The organism is Streptomyces deserti (assembly GCF_054782695.1).
Window position 1 is genome coordinate 17805 of record NZ_BAAGRZ010000005.1, and the last position, 17868, is coordinate 35672.

At 71.9% G+C, this 17868-nt stretch carries 16 protein-coding genes; 11 read left to right on the forward strand and 5 right to left on the reverse strand.

Annotation, left to right across the window (positions count from 1 at the left end; all coding sequences use genetic code 11):
• The first annotated feature begins 88 nt into the window (after positions 1–88).
• The 5 genes from ACYVMZ_RS12120 to ACYVMZ_RS12140 are packed head-to-tail and all read left to right on the forward strand — an operon-like array spanning position 89 to position 5550.
• The gene (locus tag ACYVMZ_RS12120; RefSeq protein WP_461078581.1) at positions 89–1717 is read left to right on the forward strand and encodes a peptide ABC transporter substrate-binding protein; all 1629 of its coding nucleotides are present in this window, start codon (positions 89–91) and stop codon (positions 1715–1717) included.
• Positions 1718–1726: 9 nt separating this feature from the next.
• Positions 1727–2650, forward strand: a complete 924-nt coding sequence (locus ACYVMZ_RS12125; RefSeq protein ID WP_461078583.1) for an ABC transporter permease — start codon at positions 1727–1729, stop codon at positions 2648–2650.
• On the forward strand, positions 2643–3572 hold the full coding sequence (locus tag ACYVMZ_RS12130; RefSeq protein WP_461078585.1) for an ABC transporter permease: 930 nt from the start codon (positions 2643–2645) through the stop codon (positions 3570–3572). The genes ACYVMZ_RS12125 and ACYVMZ_RS12130 overlap by 8 nt, the downstream gene beginning before the upstream one ends.
• 9 nt (positions 3573–3581) lie before the next feature.
• A complete protein-coding gene (locus tag ACYVMZ_RS12135) occupies positions 3582–4556 on the forward strand; it encodes an ABC transporter ATP-binding protein (RefSeq protein WP_461078587.1) in 975 nt (324 codons plus the stop codon).
• Positions 4549–5550, forward strand: a complete 1002-nt coding sequence (locus ACYVMZ_RS12140) for an ABC transporter ATP-binding protein (RefSeq protein ID WP_461078589.1) — start codon at positions 4549–4551, stop codon at positions 5548–5550. Before ACYVMZ_RS12135 ends, ACYVMZ_RS12140 begins: the two co-directional genes overlap by 8 nt.
• A gap of 150 nt (positions 5551–5700) precedes the next feature.
• Here ACYVMZ_RS12140 and ACYVMZ_RS12145 read toward each other — a convergent pair whose 3' ends face one another.
• The gene (locus tag ACYVMZ_RS12145; protein WP_461078591.1) at positions 5701–7818 is read right to left on the reverse strand and encodes a S9 family peptidase; all 2118 of its coding nucleotides are present in this window, start codon (positions 7816–7818) and stop codon (positions 5701–5703) included.
• A 178-nt stretch (positions 7819–7996) separates the two neighbouring features.
• Between ACYVMZ_RS12145 and ACYVMZ_RS12150 the strand changes: the two genes are divergently transcribed.
• From ACYVMZ_RS12150 to ACYVMZ_RS12165, 4 genes are all read left to right on the forward strand, one after another.
• On the forward strand, positions 7997–8191 hold the full coding sequence (locus ACYVMZ_RS12150) for a hypothetical protein (RefSeq protein ID WP_030842840.1): 195 nt from the start codon (positions 7997–7999) through the stop codon (positions 8189–8191).
• Positions 8192–8237: 46 nt separating this feature from the next.
• Entirely contained in the window at positions 8238–9128 is an 891-nt protein-coding gene (mshB, locus tag ACYVMZ_RS12155; RefSeq protein ID WP_461078594.1) for an N-acetyl-1-D-myo-inositol-2-amino-2-deoxy-alpha-D-glucopyranoside deacetylase, read from the forward strand.
• Positions 9125–9538: a DUF6113 family protein gene (locus ACYVMZ_RS12160; protein WP_461078596.1), complete on the forward strand. Its 414-nt coding sequence runs from the start codon at positions 9125–9127 to the stop codon at positions 9536–9538. Before mshB ends, ACYVMZ_RS12160 begins: the two co-directional genes overlap by 4 nt.
• A 193-nt stretch (positions 9539–9731) precedes the next feature.
• Entirely contained in the window at positions 9732–12305 is a 2574-nt protein-coding gene (locus ACYVMZ_RS12165; protein WP_461078598.1) for a hypothetical protein, read from the forward strand.
• Positions 12306–12366: 61 nt separating this feature from the next.
• On the opposite strand, the gene ACYVMZ_RS12170 is transcribed toward ACYVMZ_RS12165, so the two are convergent.
• A complete protein-coding gene (locus ACYVMZ_RS12170) occupies positions 12367–13218 on the reverse strand; it encodes a transglutaminase family protein (protein ID WP_461078600.1) in 852 nt (283 codons plus the stop codon).
• Positions 13219–13252: 34 nt separating this feature from the next.
• Complete coding sequence (locus ACYVMZ_RS12175; RefSeq protein WP_461078602.1) at positions 13253–14266, reverse strand: GNAT family N-acetyltransferase; 1014 nt, start codon at positions 14264–14266, stop codon at positions 13253–13255.
• A 140-nt stretch (positions 14267–14406) separates the two neighbouring features.
• On the opposite strand from ACYVMZ_RS12175, the gene fdxA reads away from it, so the two are divergent.
• Both fdxA and ACYVMZ_RS12185 read left to right on the forward strand, forming a co-directional pair.
• Complete coding sequence (gene fdxA, locus ACYVMZ_RS12180; protein WP_014674796.1) at positions 14407–14727, forward strand: ferredoxin; 321 nt, start codon at positions 14407–14409, stop codon at positions 14725–14727.
• 119 nt (positions 14728–14846) lie between these two features.
• Positions 14847–15944: a bifunctional succinyldiaminopimelate transaminase/glutamate-prephenate aminotransferase gene (locus tag ACYVMZ_RS12185; protein ID WP_461078604.1), complete on the forward strand. Its 1098-nt coding sequence runs from the start codon at positions 14847–14849 to the stop codon at positions 15942–15944.
• Between the two features lie 102 nt (positions 15945–16046).
• On the opposite strand, the gene ACYVMZ_RS12190 is transcribed toward ACYVMZ_RS12185, so the two are convergent.
• Positions 16047–16502 carry an ATP-binding protein gene (locus ACYVMZ_RS12190; protein WP_461078606.1) on the reverse strand — a complete coding sequence of 152 codons (456 nt, stop codon included), beginning with the start codon at positions 16500–16502 and terminating at the stop codon, positions 16047–16049.
• 335 nt (positions 16503–16837) lie between these two features.
• Positions 16838–17827, reverse strand: coding sequence for a heavy metal transporter (locus ACYVMZ_RS12195; RefSeq protein WP_461078608.1), 990 nt, complete (start codon positions 17825–17827; stop codon positions 16838–16840).
• Between the last annotated feature and the right edge of the window lie 41 nt (positions 17828–17868).

Genomic DNA, 17868 nt, shown 5'->3' on the forward strand with positions numbered 1-17868 from the left:
GCGATGCGCACCCTTTGCCCCGATATTGACCCATAAAGGATCAACGTCGAGGCGCTGACCCCCCAGCGCACGTACGAGGAGGCACTCCATGCGCGGAGCCACGCACACCAGGTGGGTCGTCTGCACGGTGGCGGCGGCGCTCGCGGCGACGGCCTGCGGAGGTGACGCCACCGGCAGCAGCGACGGCACCGGCGTGCTCAGCGCCTCCTGGGGCGACCCGCAGAACCCGCTGGAGCCGGCCAACACCAACGAGGTGCAGGGCGGCAAGGTCCTCGACATGATCTTCCGGGGGCTCAAGCGCTACGACCCCGAGACCGGCGCCGCCGAGGACCTGCTTGCCGAGAGGATCGAGACGGACGACGCGCAGAACTACACCATCACCGTCAAGGACGGCTGGACGTTCAGCAACGGCGAGAAGGTCACCGCCCGGTCCTTCGTCGACGCCTGGAACTACGGCGCGAGCCTGAAGAACAACCAGCGCAACGCCTACTTCTTCAGCTACATCGACGGCTACGACAAGGTCCACCCCGAGGACGGCGGCCGGCAGAGCGCCGACACGCTCTCCGGGCTGAAGGTCACCGGCGAGCGGACCTTCACCGTCAAGCTCAGCCAGAAGTTCTCCGGCTTCCCCGACACCCTCGGCTACAACGCCTTCGCCCCGCTGCCCCGGGCCTTCTTCGACGACCACGACGCCTGGGTCGCCAAGCCGGTCGGCAACGGACCGTACATGGTCGACTCGTACACCAGGGGCTCCCAGATGTCCCTGAGGAAGTGGGACGGCTACCCCGGCCCGGACAAGGCGCGCAACGGCGGTGTCGACCTGAAGGTCTACACCGACAACAACACCGCCTACACCGACCTCATGGCCGGCAACCTCGACCTGGTCGACGACGTGCCCGCCGCCCAGCTCAAGAACGTCCGGAGCGACCTCGGCGACCGCTACCTCAACACCCCCGCCGGCATCATCCAGACCCTCGCCTTCCCCTACTACGACAAGAACTGGAACAAGCCCGGCATGGAGAAGGTCCGCAAGGGCCTGTCCATGGCGATCGACCGCGCCCGGATCACGGACACGATCTTCGCCAGGACCCGCACCCCGGTCACCGACTGGACCTCCCCGGTCCTCGGCGCGGAGGGCGGCTACAAGGAGGGCCTGTGCGGGGAGGCCTGCGACTACCGGCCCGAGGAGGCCAGGAAGCTCATCCAGGAGGGCGGCGGCCTGCCCGGCGGGCGGATCAGCATCACGTACAACGCGGACACCGGCTCCCACAAGCAGTGGGTCGACGCCGTCTGCAACAGCGTCAACAACGCGCTCGGCGACGACCGGGCCTGCGTCGGCAACCCGGTCGGCACCTTCGCCGACTTCCGCAACCAGATCACCGACCGCAAGATGTCCGGCCCGTTCCGCGCCGGCTGGCAGATGGACTACCCGCTGATCCAGAACTTCCTGCAGCCGCTGTACTACACCAACGCCTCCTCCAACGACGGCAAATGGTCCAGCAAGGAGTTCGACGACCTCGTCGACCGCGCCAACCAGGAGGCGGACCCGGCCAAGGCCGTCGAGCTGTTCCAGCAGGCCGAGGAGGTCGTCCGCGACCACATGGCGGCCATCCCGCTGTGGTACCAGAACGGCAGCGCCGGCTGGTCCGAGCGCCTGACCGACGTGAGGCTCAACCCCTTCAGCGTCCCCGTCTACGACCAGATCAAGGTCGGCTGAGGCGGCGCCATGGGACGGTACGTCGTCCGACGGCTGCTCCAGATGATCCCGGTCTTCGTCGGGTCCACGCTGCTGATCTTCCTCATGGTCAACGTGATGGGCGATCCCGTCGCGGGCCTGTGCGGGGAGCGGGAGTGCGACCCGGCGACGGCCGCCCGGCTCAGGAAGGAGTTCGGCCTCGACCAGCCCGTGTGGCGGCAATACCTGACCTACATGGGGAACGTCTTCACCGGCGACTTCGGGACGGCGTTCAACGGCCAGAAGGTCACCGAGCTGATGGGCTCCGCCTTCCCCGTCACCATCCGGCTGACCCTCGTCGCGATCCTCTTCGAGATCGTCATCGGCATCACGCTGGGCGTCGTCACCGGCCTGCGGCGCGGCCGGCCGGTCGACACGTCGGCGCTGGTGGTCACCCTCGTCGTCATCTCCGTCCCCACCTTCGTCACCGGCCTGCTGCTCCAGCTGCTGCTGGGCGTGCAGTGGGGCTGGATCCGCCCGTCGGTGTCCGCGCAGGCCCCGTTCGGCGAGCTGATCCTGCCGGGCCTGGTCCTCGCCTCCGTCTCCCTGGCCTACGTCACGCGCCTGACCCGCACCTCCATCGCCGAGAACCGCCGTGCGGACTACGTCCGTACGGCCGTCGCCAAGGGCCTGCCCCGGCACCGCGTGATCACCCGGCACCTGCTGCGCAACTCCCTCATCCCCGTCGTCACCTTCATCGGCACCGACGTCGGCGCCCTGATGGGCGGGGCGATCGTCACCGAGCGGATCTTCAACATCCACGGCGTCGGCTACCAGCTCTACCAGGGCATCCTCCGCCAGAACACCCAGACCGTCGTCGGCTTCGTGACCGTCCTCGTCCTCGTCTTCCTCGTCGCCAACCTCCTCGTCGACCTCCTGTACGCCGTACTCGACCCGAGGATCCGCTATGTCTGAGCAGGTGTACGTACCCGGGACGGACGTCACGGCGAGCGAGGCGGCGCCCCCGCAGAAGGCGCCCGGCCCGCAGGACAGGCCGAGAAGCCTGTGGTCCGACGCCTGGCACGACCTGCGCCGCAACCCGGTCTTCCTCCTGTCGGGCCTGGTGGTCCTCTTCCTGGTCCTCATCTCCCTCTGGCCCTCGCTGATCACCTCCGGCAGTCCGCTGAAGTGCGACCTCTCCAAGGCCCAGCAGGGCTCCCAGCCGGGCCACCCCTTCGGCTTCGACGGCCAGGGCTGCGACGTCTACACCCGCACCGTCCACGGCGCCCGTACGTCCGTCACGGTCGGTGTCTGCGCCACGCTCGGGGTGGCCGTCCTCGGCGGCGTCCTGGGCGGGCTCGCCGGGTTCTTCGGCGGGGTGTGGGACGCGATCCTGTCCCGGATCACCGACGTCTTCTTCGCGATCCCGGTGGTGCTCGGCGGCCTGGTGCTGCTGTCCGTCGTCACGAGCAACACCGTCTGGCCGGTCATCGGGTTCATGGTGCTGCTGGGGTGGCCGCAGATCTCCCGTATCGCCCGCGGCTCCGTCATCACCGTCCAGCAGAACGACTACGTCCAGGCCGCCCGGGCGCTCGGCGCCTCGAACTCCCGGCTGCTGCTGCGGCACATCGCGCCCAACGCCGTCGCGCCGGTCATCGTCGTGGCGACCATCGCGCTCGGCACGTACATCGCGCTGGAGGCGACCCTGTCGTACCTCGGGGTCGGCCTGAAACCGCCCAGCGTCTCCTGGGGGATCGACATCTCCGCCGCCTCGCCCTACATCCGCAACGCCCCGCACGCGCTGCTGTGGCCCTCCGGGGCCCTCGCGGTCACCGTCCTGGCGTTCATCATGCTCGGCGACGCGGTGCGCGACGCCCTCGACCCGAAGCTGAGGTGAGCCGCCGTCATGCTGCTCGAAGTGACTGATCTGCACGTGGAGTTCCGCACCCGGGACGGGGTCGCCAAGGCCGTCAACGGCGTCTCCTACGGCGTGGACGCGGGCGAGACGCTGGCCGTGCTCGGCGAGTCCGGCTCCGGCAAGTCGGTCACCGCGCAGGCCGTCATGGGCATCCTCGACATGCCGCCCGGCCGGATCACCGGCGGCGAGGTCCTCTTCCGGGGCCGCGACCTGCTGAAGCTGAAGGAAGAGGAACGGCGCGGGATCCGCGGCGCCGAGATGGCGATGATCTTCCAGGACGCGCTGTCGTCCCTGAACCCCGTGCTCTCCGTGGGCGACCAGCTCGGCGAGATGTTCGTCGTGCACCGGGGCATGTCCCGCAAGGACGCGAGGGCCAGGGCCGTCGAGCTGATGGACCGGGTGCGGATCCCGGCGGCGAAGGAGCGGGTGAGGCAGTACCCGCACCAGTTCTCCGGCGGTATGCGCCAGCGCATCATGATCGCCATGGCGCTGGCGCTGGAACCGGCCCTGATCATCGCGGACGAGCCGACCACCGCCCTCGACGTGACGGTCCAGGCACAGGTCATGGACCTGCTCGCGGAGCTCCAGCGCGAGTACCGCATGGGGCTGGTCCTCATCACCCACGACCTGGGCGTGGTCGCCGACGTCGCCGACCGGATCGCCGTCATGTACGCGGGCCGGATCGTCGAGTCGGCGCCCGTGCACGACCTCTACAAGGCCACCGCCCACCCCTACACCCGCGGCCTGCTGGACTCCATCCCCCGCCTGGACCTCAAGGGCCGGGAGCTCGACGCCATCAAGGGCCTGCCGCCCAACCTCACGAACATCCCGCCGGGCTGCGCCTTCCACCCCCGCTGCCCGAAGGCCCGGGACATCTGCCGGACCGACGTACCACCGCTCTACGAGGTCTGCGACGACCGGGGCAGCGCCTGCCACTTCTGGAGGGAGTGCCTGCATGGCTGAGCCGATTCTGGAGGTCAGGGGACTCGTCAAGCACTACCCGCTCACCACGGGGATCCTGGTCAGGAGGCAGGTCGGCGCGGTGAAGGCCGTCGACGGAGTGGACTTCGAACTGGCCCCCGGCGAAACCCTCGGGATCGTCGGGGAGTCCGGCTGCGGCAAGTCCACGGTCGCCAGGATGCTGGTCAACCTGGAGAGACCGACGGCCGGTTCGATCCTGTACAAGGGCGAGGACATCACGAGACTGTCCGGGCGTGCGCTGAAGTCGGTGCGCCGCAACATCCAGATGGTGTTCCAGGACCCGTACACCTCGCTCAACCCGCGTATGACGGTGGGCGACATCATCGGCGAGCCCTTCGACATCCACCCCGAGGCGGCCCCGAAGGGCGACCGGCGCCGCAGGGTCCAGGAACTGCTGGACGTCGTCGGCCTCAACCCGGAGCACGTCAACCGCTACCCGCACCAGTTCTCCGGCGGCCAGCGCCAACGCATCGGCATCGCCCGGGGACTGGCACTACGCCCGGAGATCATCGTCGCCGACGAGCCGGTCTCCGCGCTGGACGTGTCGGTGCAGGCGCAGGTGATCAACCTGATGGGGCGGCTGCAGCACGAGTTCGACCTGTCCTACGTCTTCATCGCCCACGACCTGTCGATCGTGCGGCACATCTCGGACCGGGTCGGGGTGATGTACCTCGGGCGGATCGTGGAGACCGGCACGGACGAGCAGATCTACGACCATCCCACGCACCCCTACACCCAGGCGCTGCTCTCCGCCGTACCCGTGCCCGACCCGGAAGCCCGGGAGCACCGTGACCGGATCATCCTCTCCGGCGACGTCCCGTCCCCGGCCACCGTCCCCTCCGGCTGCCGCTTCCGCACCCGCTGCTGGAAGGCCCGGGAGCGCTGCGCGCTGGAGGTGCCGGCGCTGGAGGTACCGGCCGGGTTCCGGCACACGTCCGGACCCGCGGCGCACCCTTCGGCCTGCCACTTCGCATAACCGCACAAAGCAGCACCAACTGCGTTAACACATAGGCAACTTCGCCGACCCGATCCCGATATACGGACGCGTCAGGCTGAACAGCGTACGGCCGTGCGGGTGCCGTAAACGGGCCGGGATGCGCCATGTCATCCCGGCCCGTTGCCATGTCTACGCGGGCCCCAGCGAACGCTTCAGGAAGTCCACCTGGAGCAGCAGCAGGTTCTCCGCGACCTGTTCCTGCGGGGTCATGTGCGTGACGCCCGACAACGGCAGCACCTCGTGCGGGCGGCCGGCGGCCAGCAGGGCCGAGGACAGGCGCAGGGTGTGGGCGGCCACCACGTTGTCGTCGGCCAGGCCGTGCACGATCATCAGCGGGCGGTGCGGCTCGGCGGGGGCGGACAGGCCCTCGTCCGTGACCAGGGAGCTCTTCGCGTACGCCGCCGGGTGCTCGGCCGGGTCGCCCAGGTACCGCTCCGTGTAGTGGGTGTCGTACAGTCGCCAGTCGGTGACCGGGGCGCCCGCGATGCCAGCGTGGAAGACGTCCGGGCGGCGCAGCACCGCGAGCGCGGCCAGGTAGCCGCCGTAGGACCAGCCGCGGATCGCCACCCGGGACAGGTCGAGCGGGTGGGTCTCGGCGAGGTCCTGCAGCGCCTCGATCTGGTCGTCCAGGGAGACGGTGAAGTCGCGGTGGACGGCCTTCTCCCAGGCGGGGGAGCGGCCCGGGGTGCCGCGTCCGTCGGCGACGACCACCGCGAAGCCCTGGTCGGCGAACCACTGCGAGGTCAGATGCGGATTGTGCGCGGCCAGGACACGCGGGCCGTGCGGACCGCCGTAGGGATCCATCAAAACGGGGAGCGGGGTGTCACCGGCGTAGTCCTGAGGCATAAGCACGGCGCACGGAATACGGCGTGCGCCCCCCTCGGTGAGGGTCACGCGCGGGGAGATACCGGGATCTTCGGCGTACGAGGGGATGGTCGCCACCGGCTGCCCGTCGCGCAGCACCCGCACCCTCGCGCCGGGCCGGTCGAGCGTGGCGGAGACCAGCACGGTCACGCCCCCGGCGCGCACCGCGGAGTGCACGCCGGGTTCCTGAGAGACGCGCTCCATGCCGAGCTCGTTCACCCGGTACACATGCACCTGGCCCGTTTCCGGATCGGCCGCCTCCGCACCCGCCGACGCCGAGACCAGCACGTCGTCGCCCGAGACGTCCAGCACCGCCCGGATGTGCAGCTGCGGTCCGGTCAGCGGGCGTTCGCCGACCGTCAGCACCCGCGCGCCGCCCTCGTCCGCCACCCGCACGAGCCGGCCGGACGGGCTCCAGCGCGGCACTCCAGGGAAAAGATCAAGCCATGTTGGATCTTCGTCGGCGTGCACCATCCGGGTCGCCCCCGACTCCGGGTCCACGGCCAGGAACAGCTGGCTGCGCTGGTCGCGCGCCTGCACGAGAAGCAGCGGCGCACCCGCCGCTGACCAGTGCACATGCGCCAGATAGGGGTACCGCGCACGGTCCCAGGCGACCTCCGTACGCGCCCCGTCCAGACCGATGACGAACAGCCGTACGTCCGCGTTGTCCGTGCCCGCCGCCGGATACGCCACCTTCTGCGGCTCGCGCTCCGGATGCGCCGGATCGGAGATCCACCACCGGCGCACCGGCGTGTCGTCCGCGCGCGCCACGAGGAGCCGGTCCGACTCCGGAGCCCACCAGAAGCCCCGCGAGCGCCCCATCTCCTCGGCCGCGATGAACTCGGCCAGTCCGTATGAGACATTCCCGGATTCGGGCTCGGCGAGCGCCCGGTCGCCCTCGCCCTCGGCGCCCACGACCCGCAGGGCACCCTGCGCGACGTAGGCGACGTACCGGCCGTCGGGCGACGGACGCGGGTCGATCACCGGCCCCGGGACCGGGAGTTCACGGGCCGTCCCGACCCGCAGCTCGGCCGTGAAAAGCCGCCCTGACAAGGCGAAAGACGCCAACTCGACGGCCGTGTCGGTGGCGTAGCCGACGATGCCGGCACCGCCCTCACGGCTGCGCTCGCGCCGGGCCCGCTCCTGGGGCGAGAGGTGCTCGGAGGCGCCGCCCAGCAGGGCGCGCGGGTCGGCGGCCACGCGCTCTTCGCCGTCCGCCATGTCGAGGACCCACAGCGAACTCGCCCGGTCCGTACCGGAACTGGAGCGCAGGAACACGACACGCGAACCGTCGGGCGCCACGGTGAACGAACGCGGCGCGCCGAGCGAGAAACGCTGGGTGCGGGCGTGCCGTCGGGGGAAGGAGTCAGGCTCGGTCTGCATGCCCCGACCATATTGGCCAGTGCGCCCCCTTGTGCGGCCGTGCGCCGATCGATGCGCACGTACGGATAGTTATGATCACTAGCGCATAGTGGGTATGAGCCTGCTGGCTGCTTTACGGATTTATCTGCCCCCATAGTCCGAACCCCCGAGCTCCTGGGATCTTTGGAGGTGAGCCGCCGTGGCACTCTCGATTTCGGCGGTGGTGCTGCTGGCGATCATCGTGTTCCTGCTCATCAAGAAGTCAGGACTGAAAGCCGGGCACGCCATCGTCTGCATGCTGCTCGGCTTCTATCTCGCCTCCTCGACCGTCGCGCCGACGATCAACGAACTCACGACGAACATCGCGGGGATGATCGGCAGCATCAAGTTCTGATCCGGCCCGCAGGTCAGCGCCTCAGGCGCCTCGTAGGGTGGGGTCCATGACGGAACTGCCCTCCCGGCGTCTGCTGCTGGTGCACGCGCACCCGGACGACGAGTCGATCAACAACGGCGCCACCATGGCCCGGTACGCGGCCGAGGGTGCCCACGTGACCCTGGTCACCTGCACCCTCGGCGAGCGCGGCGAGGTCATCCCGCCCGAGCTCGCCCACCTGACCGGCGCCGCCCTGGGCCGGCACCGCCTGGGCGAGCTGACGGCGGCGATGGGCGCGCTGGGCGTCCAGGACGTCCGGCTGCTCGGCGGCGCCGGGCGTTACGCGGACTCCGGGATGATGGGCCTGCCCGACAACGACGACCCCGCCTGCTTCTGGCAGGCCGACGTCGACGAGGCGGCCCGGTATCTCGTCGAGGTGATCCGCGAGGTCCGTCCCCAGGTCCTCGTCACCTACGACGACCACGGCGGCTACGGCCACCCCGACCACATCCAGGCCCACCGCGTGGCCATGCGAGCCGCCGAGCTCGCCGAGGAGGGCGGCTGCGGGATCGCCAAGATCTACTGGAACCGGGTGCCGCGATCCGTCGCCGAGCGGTCCTTCGCCCGCCTCCAGGAGGACCTGCCCGGCCTGCCCTTCACCAAGACGGCCACGATCGACGACCTGCCCGGCGTCGTCGACGACGAGCGGATCACCGCCGTGATCGACGGCACGGCGCACGCCGCCGCCAAGGCCGCCGCGATGCGTGCGCACGCCACCCAGATCACGGTCGCCGAGCCCGGCTTCGTGCTCTCCAACGAGCTCGCGCAGCCCCTCTTCACCACCGAGTACTACGAGCTGGTGCACGGGGACCGCGCCTCCGGCATGCGGGAGACCGACCTCTTCGCCGGCCTCGGCCTCGGGATCGGGCCGGCCACCGGCACCAGGGAGCCGTCATGAGCGACCGGAACTCCTCGATGCTCGCCCAGCCGCTGCGACCGCCCTCCGCCGCGCGGGTCGCCGCCTACCTGGGGCTCTTCGTGCTCGGTGCCGTGGTCGGAGTGGCCGGGGCGCTCGTGCAGCCCGGCTGGTTCCCGGGCGGGCTGCTGCTCGCCCTCGCCGGTGAGGCCGGGCTCTGCCTGGGCGCGGCCCGGGCCGCCCGCAGCCGGGCCGGGGCCGTCGCACCCGCCGGCGGCTGGATGCTCGCCGTCATCCTGCTCACCGCCAGCCGCCCCGAAGGCGACTTCGTGTTCTCCGCGGGCAGCGGCTCCTATCTCTTCCTGCTCGGCGGCATCGCCGTCGCTGTGATGTGCGCCACCCTCGCGCCGGGGCGGCAACCGGACGGCGGGCCCGTCCGACTTGGCAAGTGACGTACCACTTCGCCACGGCGTGCGCGTGCGGGTCCCGTGTGGTTTCCCCAGCGGTCCTGGGATACGGGCGAGAAGTGGCCAGTATGGTGGTGCGCGCCGCCGAGCTTCCCCCAAGCGCTCGACTTCGCTCGTGCAGGGGGCACCCCCATCGTGAGATCGTGACGGGCGGCGGAGCCAACCGGGAGAACCTGCCTTGAGTCGTGAAACTGACACTCCGTCCTCCGGGCCCAACGGGCGCGGCGGAGCCGCCTACCCGTCGGGTACGCCGCCCTACGGGACTCCGACGGCTTCCGGCGACGGTACGGACGCGGGCCGTTCGGGCACGCGGCCGGAGGAGCGCAAGACCGAGACCACGCTGACGACCCGGATCCGGATCAACATCCCCGGATCGCGGCCCATTCCGCCGGTCGTCGTGCGCAAGCCCGTCGCGGACGCCGAGGACGGCGCGGGCGGCACCGACGCCGAGGCGTCGGCGCCGGGTGCCGCCACCTCCACGGGCACCGTCGAACCTCCCGCCGAGCCCACGCAGTCCACTCAGTCCGGCCAGCCGGGGCAGTCGGGCCAGCCCGGCCAGCCCTCCCAGTCCGGCCAGTCGGCCGAGGACAAGGCGACCAGCGACTGGTTCGCGCCCCGCAAGTCCCCGGCCGGCAAAGGCGGTCAGGGCGGCGGCTCCACCAACGGGTCCGGGATGTCCACGGGTTCGGGCGCATCCGGTTCCGGTGCGGGCGCTTCTAATTCCGGTGCGGGTGCGTCCGGTGCCGGTTCCGGTGCGGCAGGTGGCGCGCGTCCGGGCGCCGGGCGTCCCGGAGGCGTGGTCGGCTCCATGAGCGTGCCGGGCGGCTCCCGGCCCGGCGGCGCGAACGGAGCCAGGCCCGGCGGTGCCGGAGGCACCTCCCGCCCCGGCGGCACGAACGGCGCCGGTCTCCCCGGCGCGACCGGCGGTCCCGTGGCGCCCGGGCACGGCGGCGGCACCGGCTCCTTCGACGTGACCGAGGCGCTGGCGGCGGGCCCGCTGGGCAACGGCTCGCGCCCGGGCCCGGGAACGGGTACGGGCGGTGCCGGCGAGCCGCGCCGCGACGACCTGCCGTACTTCTCGGAGAACGGTGGCGGACAGGCCGCGCCGAACGGGCGGCACGCGCAGAACGGGCAGGGCGGCCAGAGCGGTTACGGCGGTCCGGGCGGTCCCGGCGGGTTCCACGAGTCCGGCGGATACGACGGCCAGGGCGGACCGCAGGGCGGCCCGGCGGGCCCGACGACCGGTCCGGTCACCGGGGACGGTCCGATGGCGCCGCCGATGGGCGGCGGGGCCGCGGGCCCCGGCGGCTACCCGGAGCAGGGCGGTCCCGGCGGCTCCGGTGGCTTCAGCCGGCCGGGTCGGCCCGGCGGGCCGGGCGGCTCCGGCTTCGACGAGTTCGACGCCCCGGGGGCACCCGGCGGCTTCGGCGAGCAGGGTGGCCCCGGCGCTCCCGCCGGCTTCGACGAGCCCGGCCGGCCCGGCGGCCCCGGCGCGCCCGGCATGCATGCCTCCGGCGCCCCTGCCGCTCACGGCACTCCCGGCCACGGCCCCGGCGGCGGGATGAGCGACGACACCGCGATCCTCACCCCGCAGAAGCCGGTCCCCGAACCGGACGGCACCGGCTACGGCCCCCGCCACGACAACGTCTCCGGACACACCGTCACCAGCGGCATCCCGGTCGTTCCGTCCGGCGCGAACGCGCCGTTCGGCCCGGGCGCCCCGGCCGACGGACCGCTGGCGCACACGCCCCCGAAGCTGCCCGAGCCGGTCTCGCCGCCCCCGGCGAGCGGCTCCTCGAAGCCGAAGAAGAAGGGCCGCAACAAGCTCGTGCTGCTCGGCGTCGGCCTGATCGTCATCGCCGGCGGTGCCTACGGCGCGGGCCTGCTGATGAACCGCACCGACGTCCCCAAGGGCACCGCGGTGCTCGGCGTCGAGATCGGCGGCAGCACCCGCGACGAGGCCGTCAAGAAGCTCAACGACGCCTTCGACGGCCGGGTGAACAAGCCGCTGAAGCTGTCGGTGGGCGGCAGGACCGTCACGCTGGAGCCCGAGCAGGCGGGGCTCCAGTTCGACATGCAGTCCACGGTCGACGCGGCCGCGAAGAGCGACTACAACCCGGTCTCGGTGGTCGGCTCGCTCTTCGGCAACCACCGGGTCGTCGCCCCGGACATGCCCGTCGACGAGGAGAAGCTGCACGCCGCGCTGAGGAACCTCGCGGGCGGCTCCGGCTCGGTCACCGAGGGCACGATCACGTTCCAGCCCGGCAAGGCCGTCCCCGTCTACGGCAAGGCCGGCAAGGGTATCGACGTCGGCAAGTCCACCGAGGCGATCGAGGAGGCGTACCGCACCCAGGTCGAGACCGGCTCGTCCACACCGGTGGCCGTACCGACGACGACCCAGCAGCCGACGGTCCCGAACTCCGAGGTCGACCGGATGATGAAGGAGTTCGCCGAGCCGGCGATGTCGGCGAAGGTGATCGTGCGGGCGGACACCGGGGCCGAGATCACGTTCAGCCCGGAGAAGTCGCTGTGGAAGTTCCTCCGGGTGAAGGCCGTCGACGGCAAGCTCGTCGACAGCCCCGACGAGGCCGCGCTCAAGCAGCTCTACGGCAGCACCTTCGAAGGCGTGCTGATCACCCGGGGCAACGGCAAGAAGACGCCCGTCACGGTCCAGGACGTCTACCTCGCCCTGCGCGATGCGCTGAAGAGCAAGACCGACCGCGTCGCCGTGATCGACACGAACCCCAACTAGCCCGAACGGCACGGCAGGACGAGGGCGCCCGGAGCTTCCCGGGCGCCCTCGTCACGCCGGCCTAGTTGAGCATCGCCCGAGCCGCCCGAGCCTGCCCCCGCATCCGCTCGGCCGCCGGCAGGTCCACCGCCGCGACCACGTCGGCGTACGCCTCCAATTCCGCGGCTCCCGCGAGGAAATCTCCCCGCTGCACCAGCAACTGCGCCCGCTCGTACCGCAACCGGGCCGGATGCGACGGCAGCAGCAGCGACAGGTCCACCGCCCACAACGACACGTCCGACCGCTCCGGCCGCGCCGCCGCCCACGCCCGGACGTTGTTCAGGATCCGCAGCACCACATCGAGCGGATCGGCCGGCCTCAGCATGGACGGATCCAGCGGCGCCCCCGTGGCCCCCACGACCAGCAACTCCGCGTCGGCCCCCGTCAGCACCCGCCCTCCGTCGAACGGATCGGCCAGCACCTGCTCCTCCGCGGCCCCGAACCCCACCACGAAGTGCCCCGGCAGAGCCACCCCGTACACCGGCGCCCCGGCCCGCCGGGCCACCTCCATCCACACCACCGACAGCAGGATCGGCAGCCCGCGCCGCCGCCGCAGCACCTCGTGCAGCAGCGAGGACTCCAGGCGCCGGTAGTCGGCGGGGGTGCCGTGGAACCCGTACCGCTCGCCCAGCAGCTCCCGCAGCGCGACCGCCCAGGCGCGCGGCCCGCCCGGCCGGTACGGCACCTGCCCGGCCAGCCGGTCCAGCTCGACCTGCGCGGCGTCCAGGCCCGCCTCGTCCAGCGCCCCGTCCGCCTCCGCGGCCACCAGCAGGCACAGCGTCGACAGATCGGGCCGTTCGGACCGGGCCTCTTCGGCGAACCGCCGCCGCAGCTCGGCGGACCGCTCCGGCGGTGGGGGATAGGGGGGACGCATAGCTGGCTGGTGCCCTCTCACGGCGATCGGTACGTCAGGCCGGACCCGGTGCTTCCGGCCCGTCCGGCGCACGGTAGTGGTGGTACGCGTGATGCGCCGCGAAACCCATCCCGGCGTAGAGCTCCCGCGCCGCCGCGTTGTCGGTCTCCACCTGGAGCCAGGCGGCCGACGCGCCCTCGTCCAGGGCCTGCCGTGCCAGCGCGGCCATCACCGCGGTGGCCAGCCCTCGCCGCCGCAGCGCCGGATCCACCTCGACTGCGGCGAACCCGGCCCACCGCCCGTCGACGACACACCGCCCGATCGCGGCCGGAGCACCCGGTCCGGGCACGGTCGCGAACCACACCGACGGCCCGCTCCCCAGCACCCGCAGCGCCACCTCACTCACACCCTTGCGCTGGTAGCGCGCCAGCCACGCCTCGTCGGCGGTCCGGGACAACACGACCGGATCCGGCTCACCCCGGTCGGCGACGGGCGCGAGCGCCCCGACCCACAGCTCGGCGGTCACCTCCCGCACCCACCCCCGCTTCTCCAGCTCCGCGCACAGCAGCTCCTGCGTGCCCTCGGCCCCGGTGGCGGTCTGGAGGTAGGCGGGCAGGCCGCGCCGGCCGTACCAGCGCCGCACGGCGGTCAGCGCCTCGTCGAGCGGCACACCCGGGTCGCCGAGGGGCAGCACGGAGTTGGCCCGCCGGGTGAAGCCACCGGCGGCCCGCAGCTCCCACTCACCCAGCCGCTCGCTCTCCACGGGCCGCCACGCCCGCGCCGTGACCCGGGCCAGCTCCTCGTACGAGGCGGCCGGACCCCGGCGACGCGCCGGAGCGGAGGGAACCACCTTGCCCGCGACCAGCGCGGATTCCGGAATACGGACGGACTCGCCGTCCTTCCGTGTGACCAGCAGCACACCCTTGTCCCATGATGTGAGAACACCGACCGTGTCGGTGAACTTCTCACCCGGAGCCGCGTGTTCGATCAAGCTCCGTACGGAGACCCGTTTTCCCACGTCAGCAGCGGTGATACGGACCTCGAGGCGCCCGGCGGCAGAGATTTCCACAGGTCAGTTCACCCCTCCTGTTCGGATCATGCCCAGGAACGGAGATACTAGGGGCGGGCATCGACGACGCCGCGCTCCCGCGCGCCAGGCGGCGGAGCCTGAGGAGGCCCGCCAGCGCCCTATCGAGGAGGAACGACAGCGTGACCTACGTCATCGCGCAGCCTTGTGTCGACGTCAAGGACAAGGCGTGCATCGAGGAGTGCCCGGTCGACTGCATCTACGAGGGCCAGCGGTCCTTGTACATCCACCCGGACGAATGCGTCGACTGCGGGGCCTGCGAGCCGGTCTGCCCGGTCGAGGCCATCTTCTACGAGGACGACGTGCCGGAGGAGTGGAAGGACTACTACAAGGCGAACGTCGAGTTCTTCGACGAGCTCGGCTCGCCCGGTGGCGCCAGCAAGCTGGGGCTGATCGAGCGCGACCACCCGTTCGTCGCCGCGCTGCCGCCGCAGGGCGAGTAAAACCGTCAGCGGCCCGCACATCCGTGCCGCCTCGGTCCCGTACGGCCTGATCGCCCCTAGCACCGTGATCGCCGTACGGGGCCGAGGCGTTTGCCGTACCAGAAAGTGAGCGAGTACCCGTGTCCGCAGTCTCCGACCGGCTGCCCACCTTCCCCTGGGACAAGCTGGAGCCCTACAAGAAGACGGCCGCAGCGCACCCCGACGGCATCGTCGACCTGTCCGTCGGCACGCCCGTCGACCCGGTCCCCGAGCTGATCCAGAAGGCCCTGATCGCCGCGGCGGACTCCCCGGGGTACCCGACGGTCTGGGGCACCCCGGAACTGCGCGACGCGATCACGGGATGGGTGCGGCGCCGTCTCGGCGCCCGGGACGTCACCCACCGCCACGTCCTGCCGGTGGTCGGCTCCAAGGAACTGGTCGCCTGGCTCCCCACCCAGCTGGGCCTGGGCCCCGGCGACAAGGTCGCCCACCCGCGCCTGGCCTACCCGACGTACGAGGTCGGTGCCCGCCTGGCCCGCGCCGGCTACGAGGTCTACGACGACCCGACCGAGCTGGACCCCCAGGGGCTCAAGCTCCTGTGGCTGAACAGCCCGTCCAACCCGACGGGCAAGGTCCTCTCCAAGGAGGAACTGACCCGGATCGTCGCCTGGGCCCGTTCCCACGGCATCCTGGTCTTCTCCGACGAGTGCTACATCGAGCTGGGCTGGGAGGCCGACCCGGTCTCGGTCCTGCACCCGGACGTGAACGGCGGCTCGTACGACGGCCTGGTCGCCGTGCACTCCCTGTCCAAGCGCTCCAACCTCGCGGGCTACCGCGCGGCCTTCCTGGCGGGCGACCCGGCCGTCCTGGGCCCCCTGCTGGAGATCCGCAAGCACGGCGGCATGATGACGCCCGCGCCGACCCAGGCAGCCGTCGTGGCGGCCCTGGGCGACGACACGCACGTCCGCGAGCAGCGGGAGCGGTACGCGGCCCGGCGCGAGGCCCTGCGCGGGGCCCTGCTCGGCCACGGCTTCCGCATCGAGCACAGCGAGGCCAGCCTCTACCTCTGGGCCACGAGGGACGAGTCCTGCTGGGACACGGTGGCCCACCTGGCCGACCGGGGCATCCTCGTCGCACCGGGCGACTTCTACGGCCCGGCGGGCGAGAGGTTCGTACGCGTGGCCCTGACCGCGACGGACGAGCGGGTACGGGCGGCCGTGGCACGGCTGGGCGAGTAACGAAATCGGCCTCCTCCGCCGACCCCGGCACCGGCACCGGCACACAAAGCGACGGGGCCCAGGAAAACCCTGGACCCTGTCAGCCGGCCGAGAAACCGGTGCTCAGCCGAGCGGCAGCCCCTTCGCCGGCAGGGTGTCCGCAGCAGGCACCCCGCCCTTGGTGAGAGAGTCCGTCGGCAGCCCGCCCTTGGTCGCCGTGCCGGCGGTGTCCTCGAGGAGCTCCCCGGCGGACCCCGCCGTGTCACCGGCGGCCTTCTGCGCGGCCGGCGTGGCCTTCTTGACGGCCTTGCCGGTCTTGCCGGTCTTGCCCGCGGCCGGCACCGCCTTCTTGACCGCCTTGCCGCCGGTGACACCCGTGGACTTGGTGACCTTCTGCGCGGTGCCGTCGACCGTGTCGACGGCGTCGGCCCCGTCCAGGGCGGTCAGCCCACCGAGGTTCGGGGTGGCCGGCAGCTCGGGAGCCGCGCTGGCGGAGCCGGCCGCACTGACCCCGGCAGCCGCTCCCGCAGCGACGAGCAGCGCGGCACGGGCGATCCGGCGGGTCAGGGGGAGGGACATGGTGCTCCTTCGACGGGAGAGAACGGTGAAGTGTCCAGCCGGGCCCGGCGGTGATCGGCCGACGGTCGACTCGCCGTTGATCGTCCGGGCTCGGACGCAGTGACTACCGCTCGAAGCCCGGGAAGGTTGCGGCGGCGCAACGTAAAGAGTTGGCAATGGGCCGCATGATCGGCTGCGGATGAAAACGGGCAAAGAGTGCCCGGCGCGAAAGTCCGCCGAATCCTTACAGCCCTTTGTCCCCAAGAGTTTTCACTGTGCCGGGGTGAGGACGCGAAAACCTGCGCACACCGTCACCGGTACGTGATCCGGGTAACCCGCGCGAGTGGGTCCCCGCACTACTGCGCGGTCACGATACGGACCGCGCCCGCGTCCCGCTCCGCACCCGCGGCCCCCTCGCCCTCGATCGGCCGCCACTGACTGTCGGTGTTCCCGGCGGTCCACTCCCGGCCCGCGTACGAGACCCGTGCGATGTGCAGCTCGGAGGCGTTGGCCACGGCCCAGTGCGCCAGCTGCCAGCCGCGCTGCCGGAGGCCGCCTTGGGTGGCGGAGCCGGTGTCGGCGGTGACGGGCAGGGTCACGGTCCGCCCGTCGGCCCCGTCCGGGCCGCTCGGGGCAGGCGTGGCCGTCGCGGCGCCCGCCTCTGCGCCGCTCACCTCCGCCCCGGCCGGCTCCACGACATCGCGCCCGAAGTCCCGCACGAGCGCCGCACGCACCGCGTCCGGACCCGCCGCCCGCGTCGCGGCCGGGCGCCCCTCGCAGGTCAGCGTCGCCGCCGAGCGCCCGGTGAGGGCGGCGGCGAGCAGCGTGGCGTCCGGTTCGTGCTTGGCGTACGCCTGCGGGAAGCCGCTGCGCTGCACGCGCTGGGCGGCCACGGTGAGCGGCAGCCGGGTGTAGCCGGGCACCTTGACCAGGTGCTCGTAGAACTGCTCCGACGCGTAGGCCGGGTCCATGATCTCCTTCGGCGTGCCCCAGCCCTGCGAGGGCCGCTGCTGGAACAGGCCCAGCGAGTCCCGGTCGCCGTAGTCGATGTTGCGCAGGCTCGACTCCTGCAGGGCGGTCGCCAGCGCGATGGTCACGGCCCGCTCGGGCAGGCCGCGCGCGGTGCCCACGGCGGTGATCGTCGCGGCGTTCACCGCCTGCTCGGGCGTGAACTCGTACGTCGCTCCGTCGCCCTTGCCGGAGACGACCTTGCAGCCCGGCCCGCCCGTGCCTCCGGTGACGTACTGCACCGCGAGGTAACCGGCGACCGCGAGCAGGACCACGAAGGCCGCCCCGATACGGAAGAGGCGGCCACGACGCTTGGAAGAAGGGGACGGCTCTGGCACGCACAACAAGGTACTGGAGAGTAGTGGGGTGCTTGAGCCCG

Bases quoted from the DNA above. Each gene is read 5' to 3' on its own strand.
- ACYVMZ_RS12120 (WP_461078581.1), top strand. From the start codon at position 89: ATGCGCGGAGCCACGCACACCAGGTGGGTCGTCTGCACGGTGGCGGCG.
- ACYVMZ_RS12125 (WP_461078583.1), top strand. From the start codon at position 1,727: ATGGGACGGTACGTCGTCCGACGGCTGCTCCAGATGATCCCGGTCTTC.
- ACYVMZ_RS12130 (WP_461078585.1), top strand. From the start codon at position 2,643: ATGTCTGAGCAGGTGTACGTACCCGGGACGGACGTCACGGCGAGCGAG.
- ACYVMZ_RS12135 (WP_461078587.1), top strand. From the start codon at position 3,582: ATGCTGCTCGAAGTGACTGATCTGCACGTGGAGTTCCGCACCCGGGAC.
- ACYVMZ_RS12140 (WP_461078589.1), top strand. From the start codon at position 4,549: ATGGCTGAGCCGATTCTGGAGGTCAGGGGACTCGTCAAGCACTACCCG.
- ACYVMZ_RS12145 (WP_461078591.1), bottom strand. From the start codon at position 7,818: ATGCAGACCGAGCCTGACTCCTTCCCCCGACGGCACGCCCGCACCCAG.
- mshB (WP_461078594.1), top strand. From the start codon at position 8,238: ATGACGGAACTGCCCTCCCGGCGTCTGCTGCTGGTGCACGCGCACCCG.
- ACYVMZ_RS12160 (WP_461078596.1), top strand. From the start codon at position 9,125: ATGAGCGACCGGAACTCCTCGATGCTCGCCCAGCCGCTGCGACCGCCC.
- ACYVMZ_RS12170 (WP_461078600.1), bottom strand. From the start codon at position 13,218: ATGCGTCCCCCCTATCCCCCACCGCCGGAGCGGTCCGCCGAGCTGCGG.
- ACYVMZ_RS12190 (WP_461078606.1), bottom strand. From the start codon at position 16,502: ATGTCCCTCCCCCTGACCCGCCGGATCGCCCGTGCCGCGCTGCTCGTC.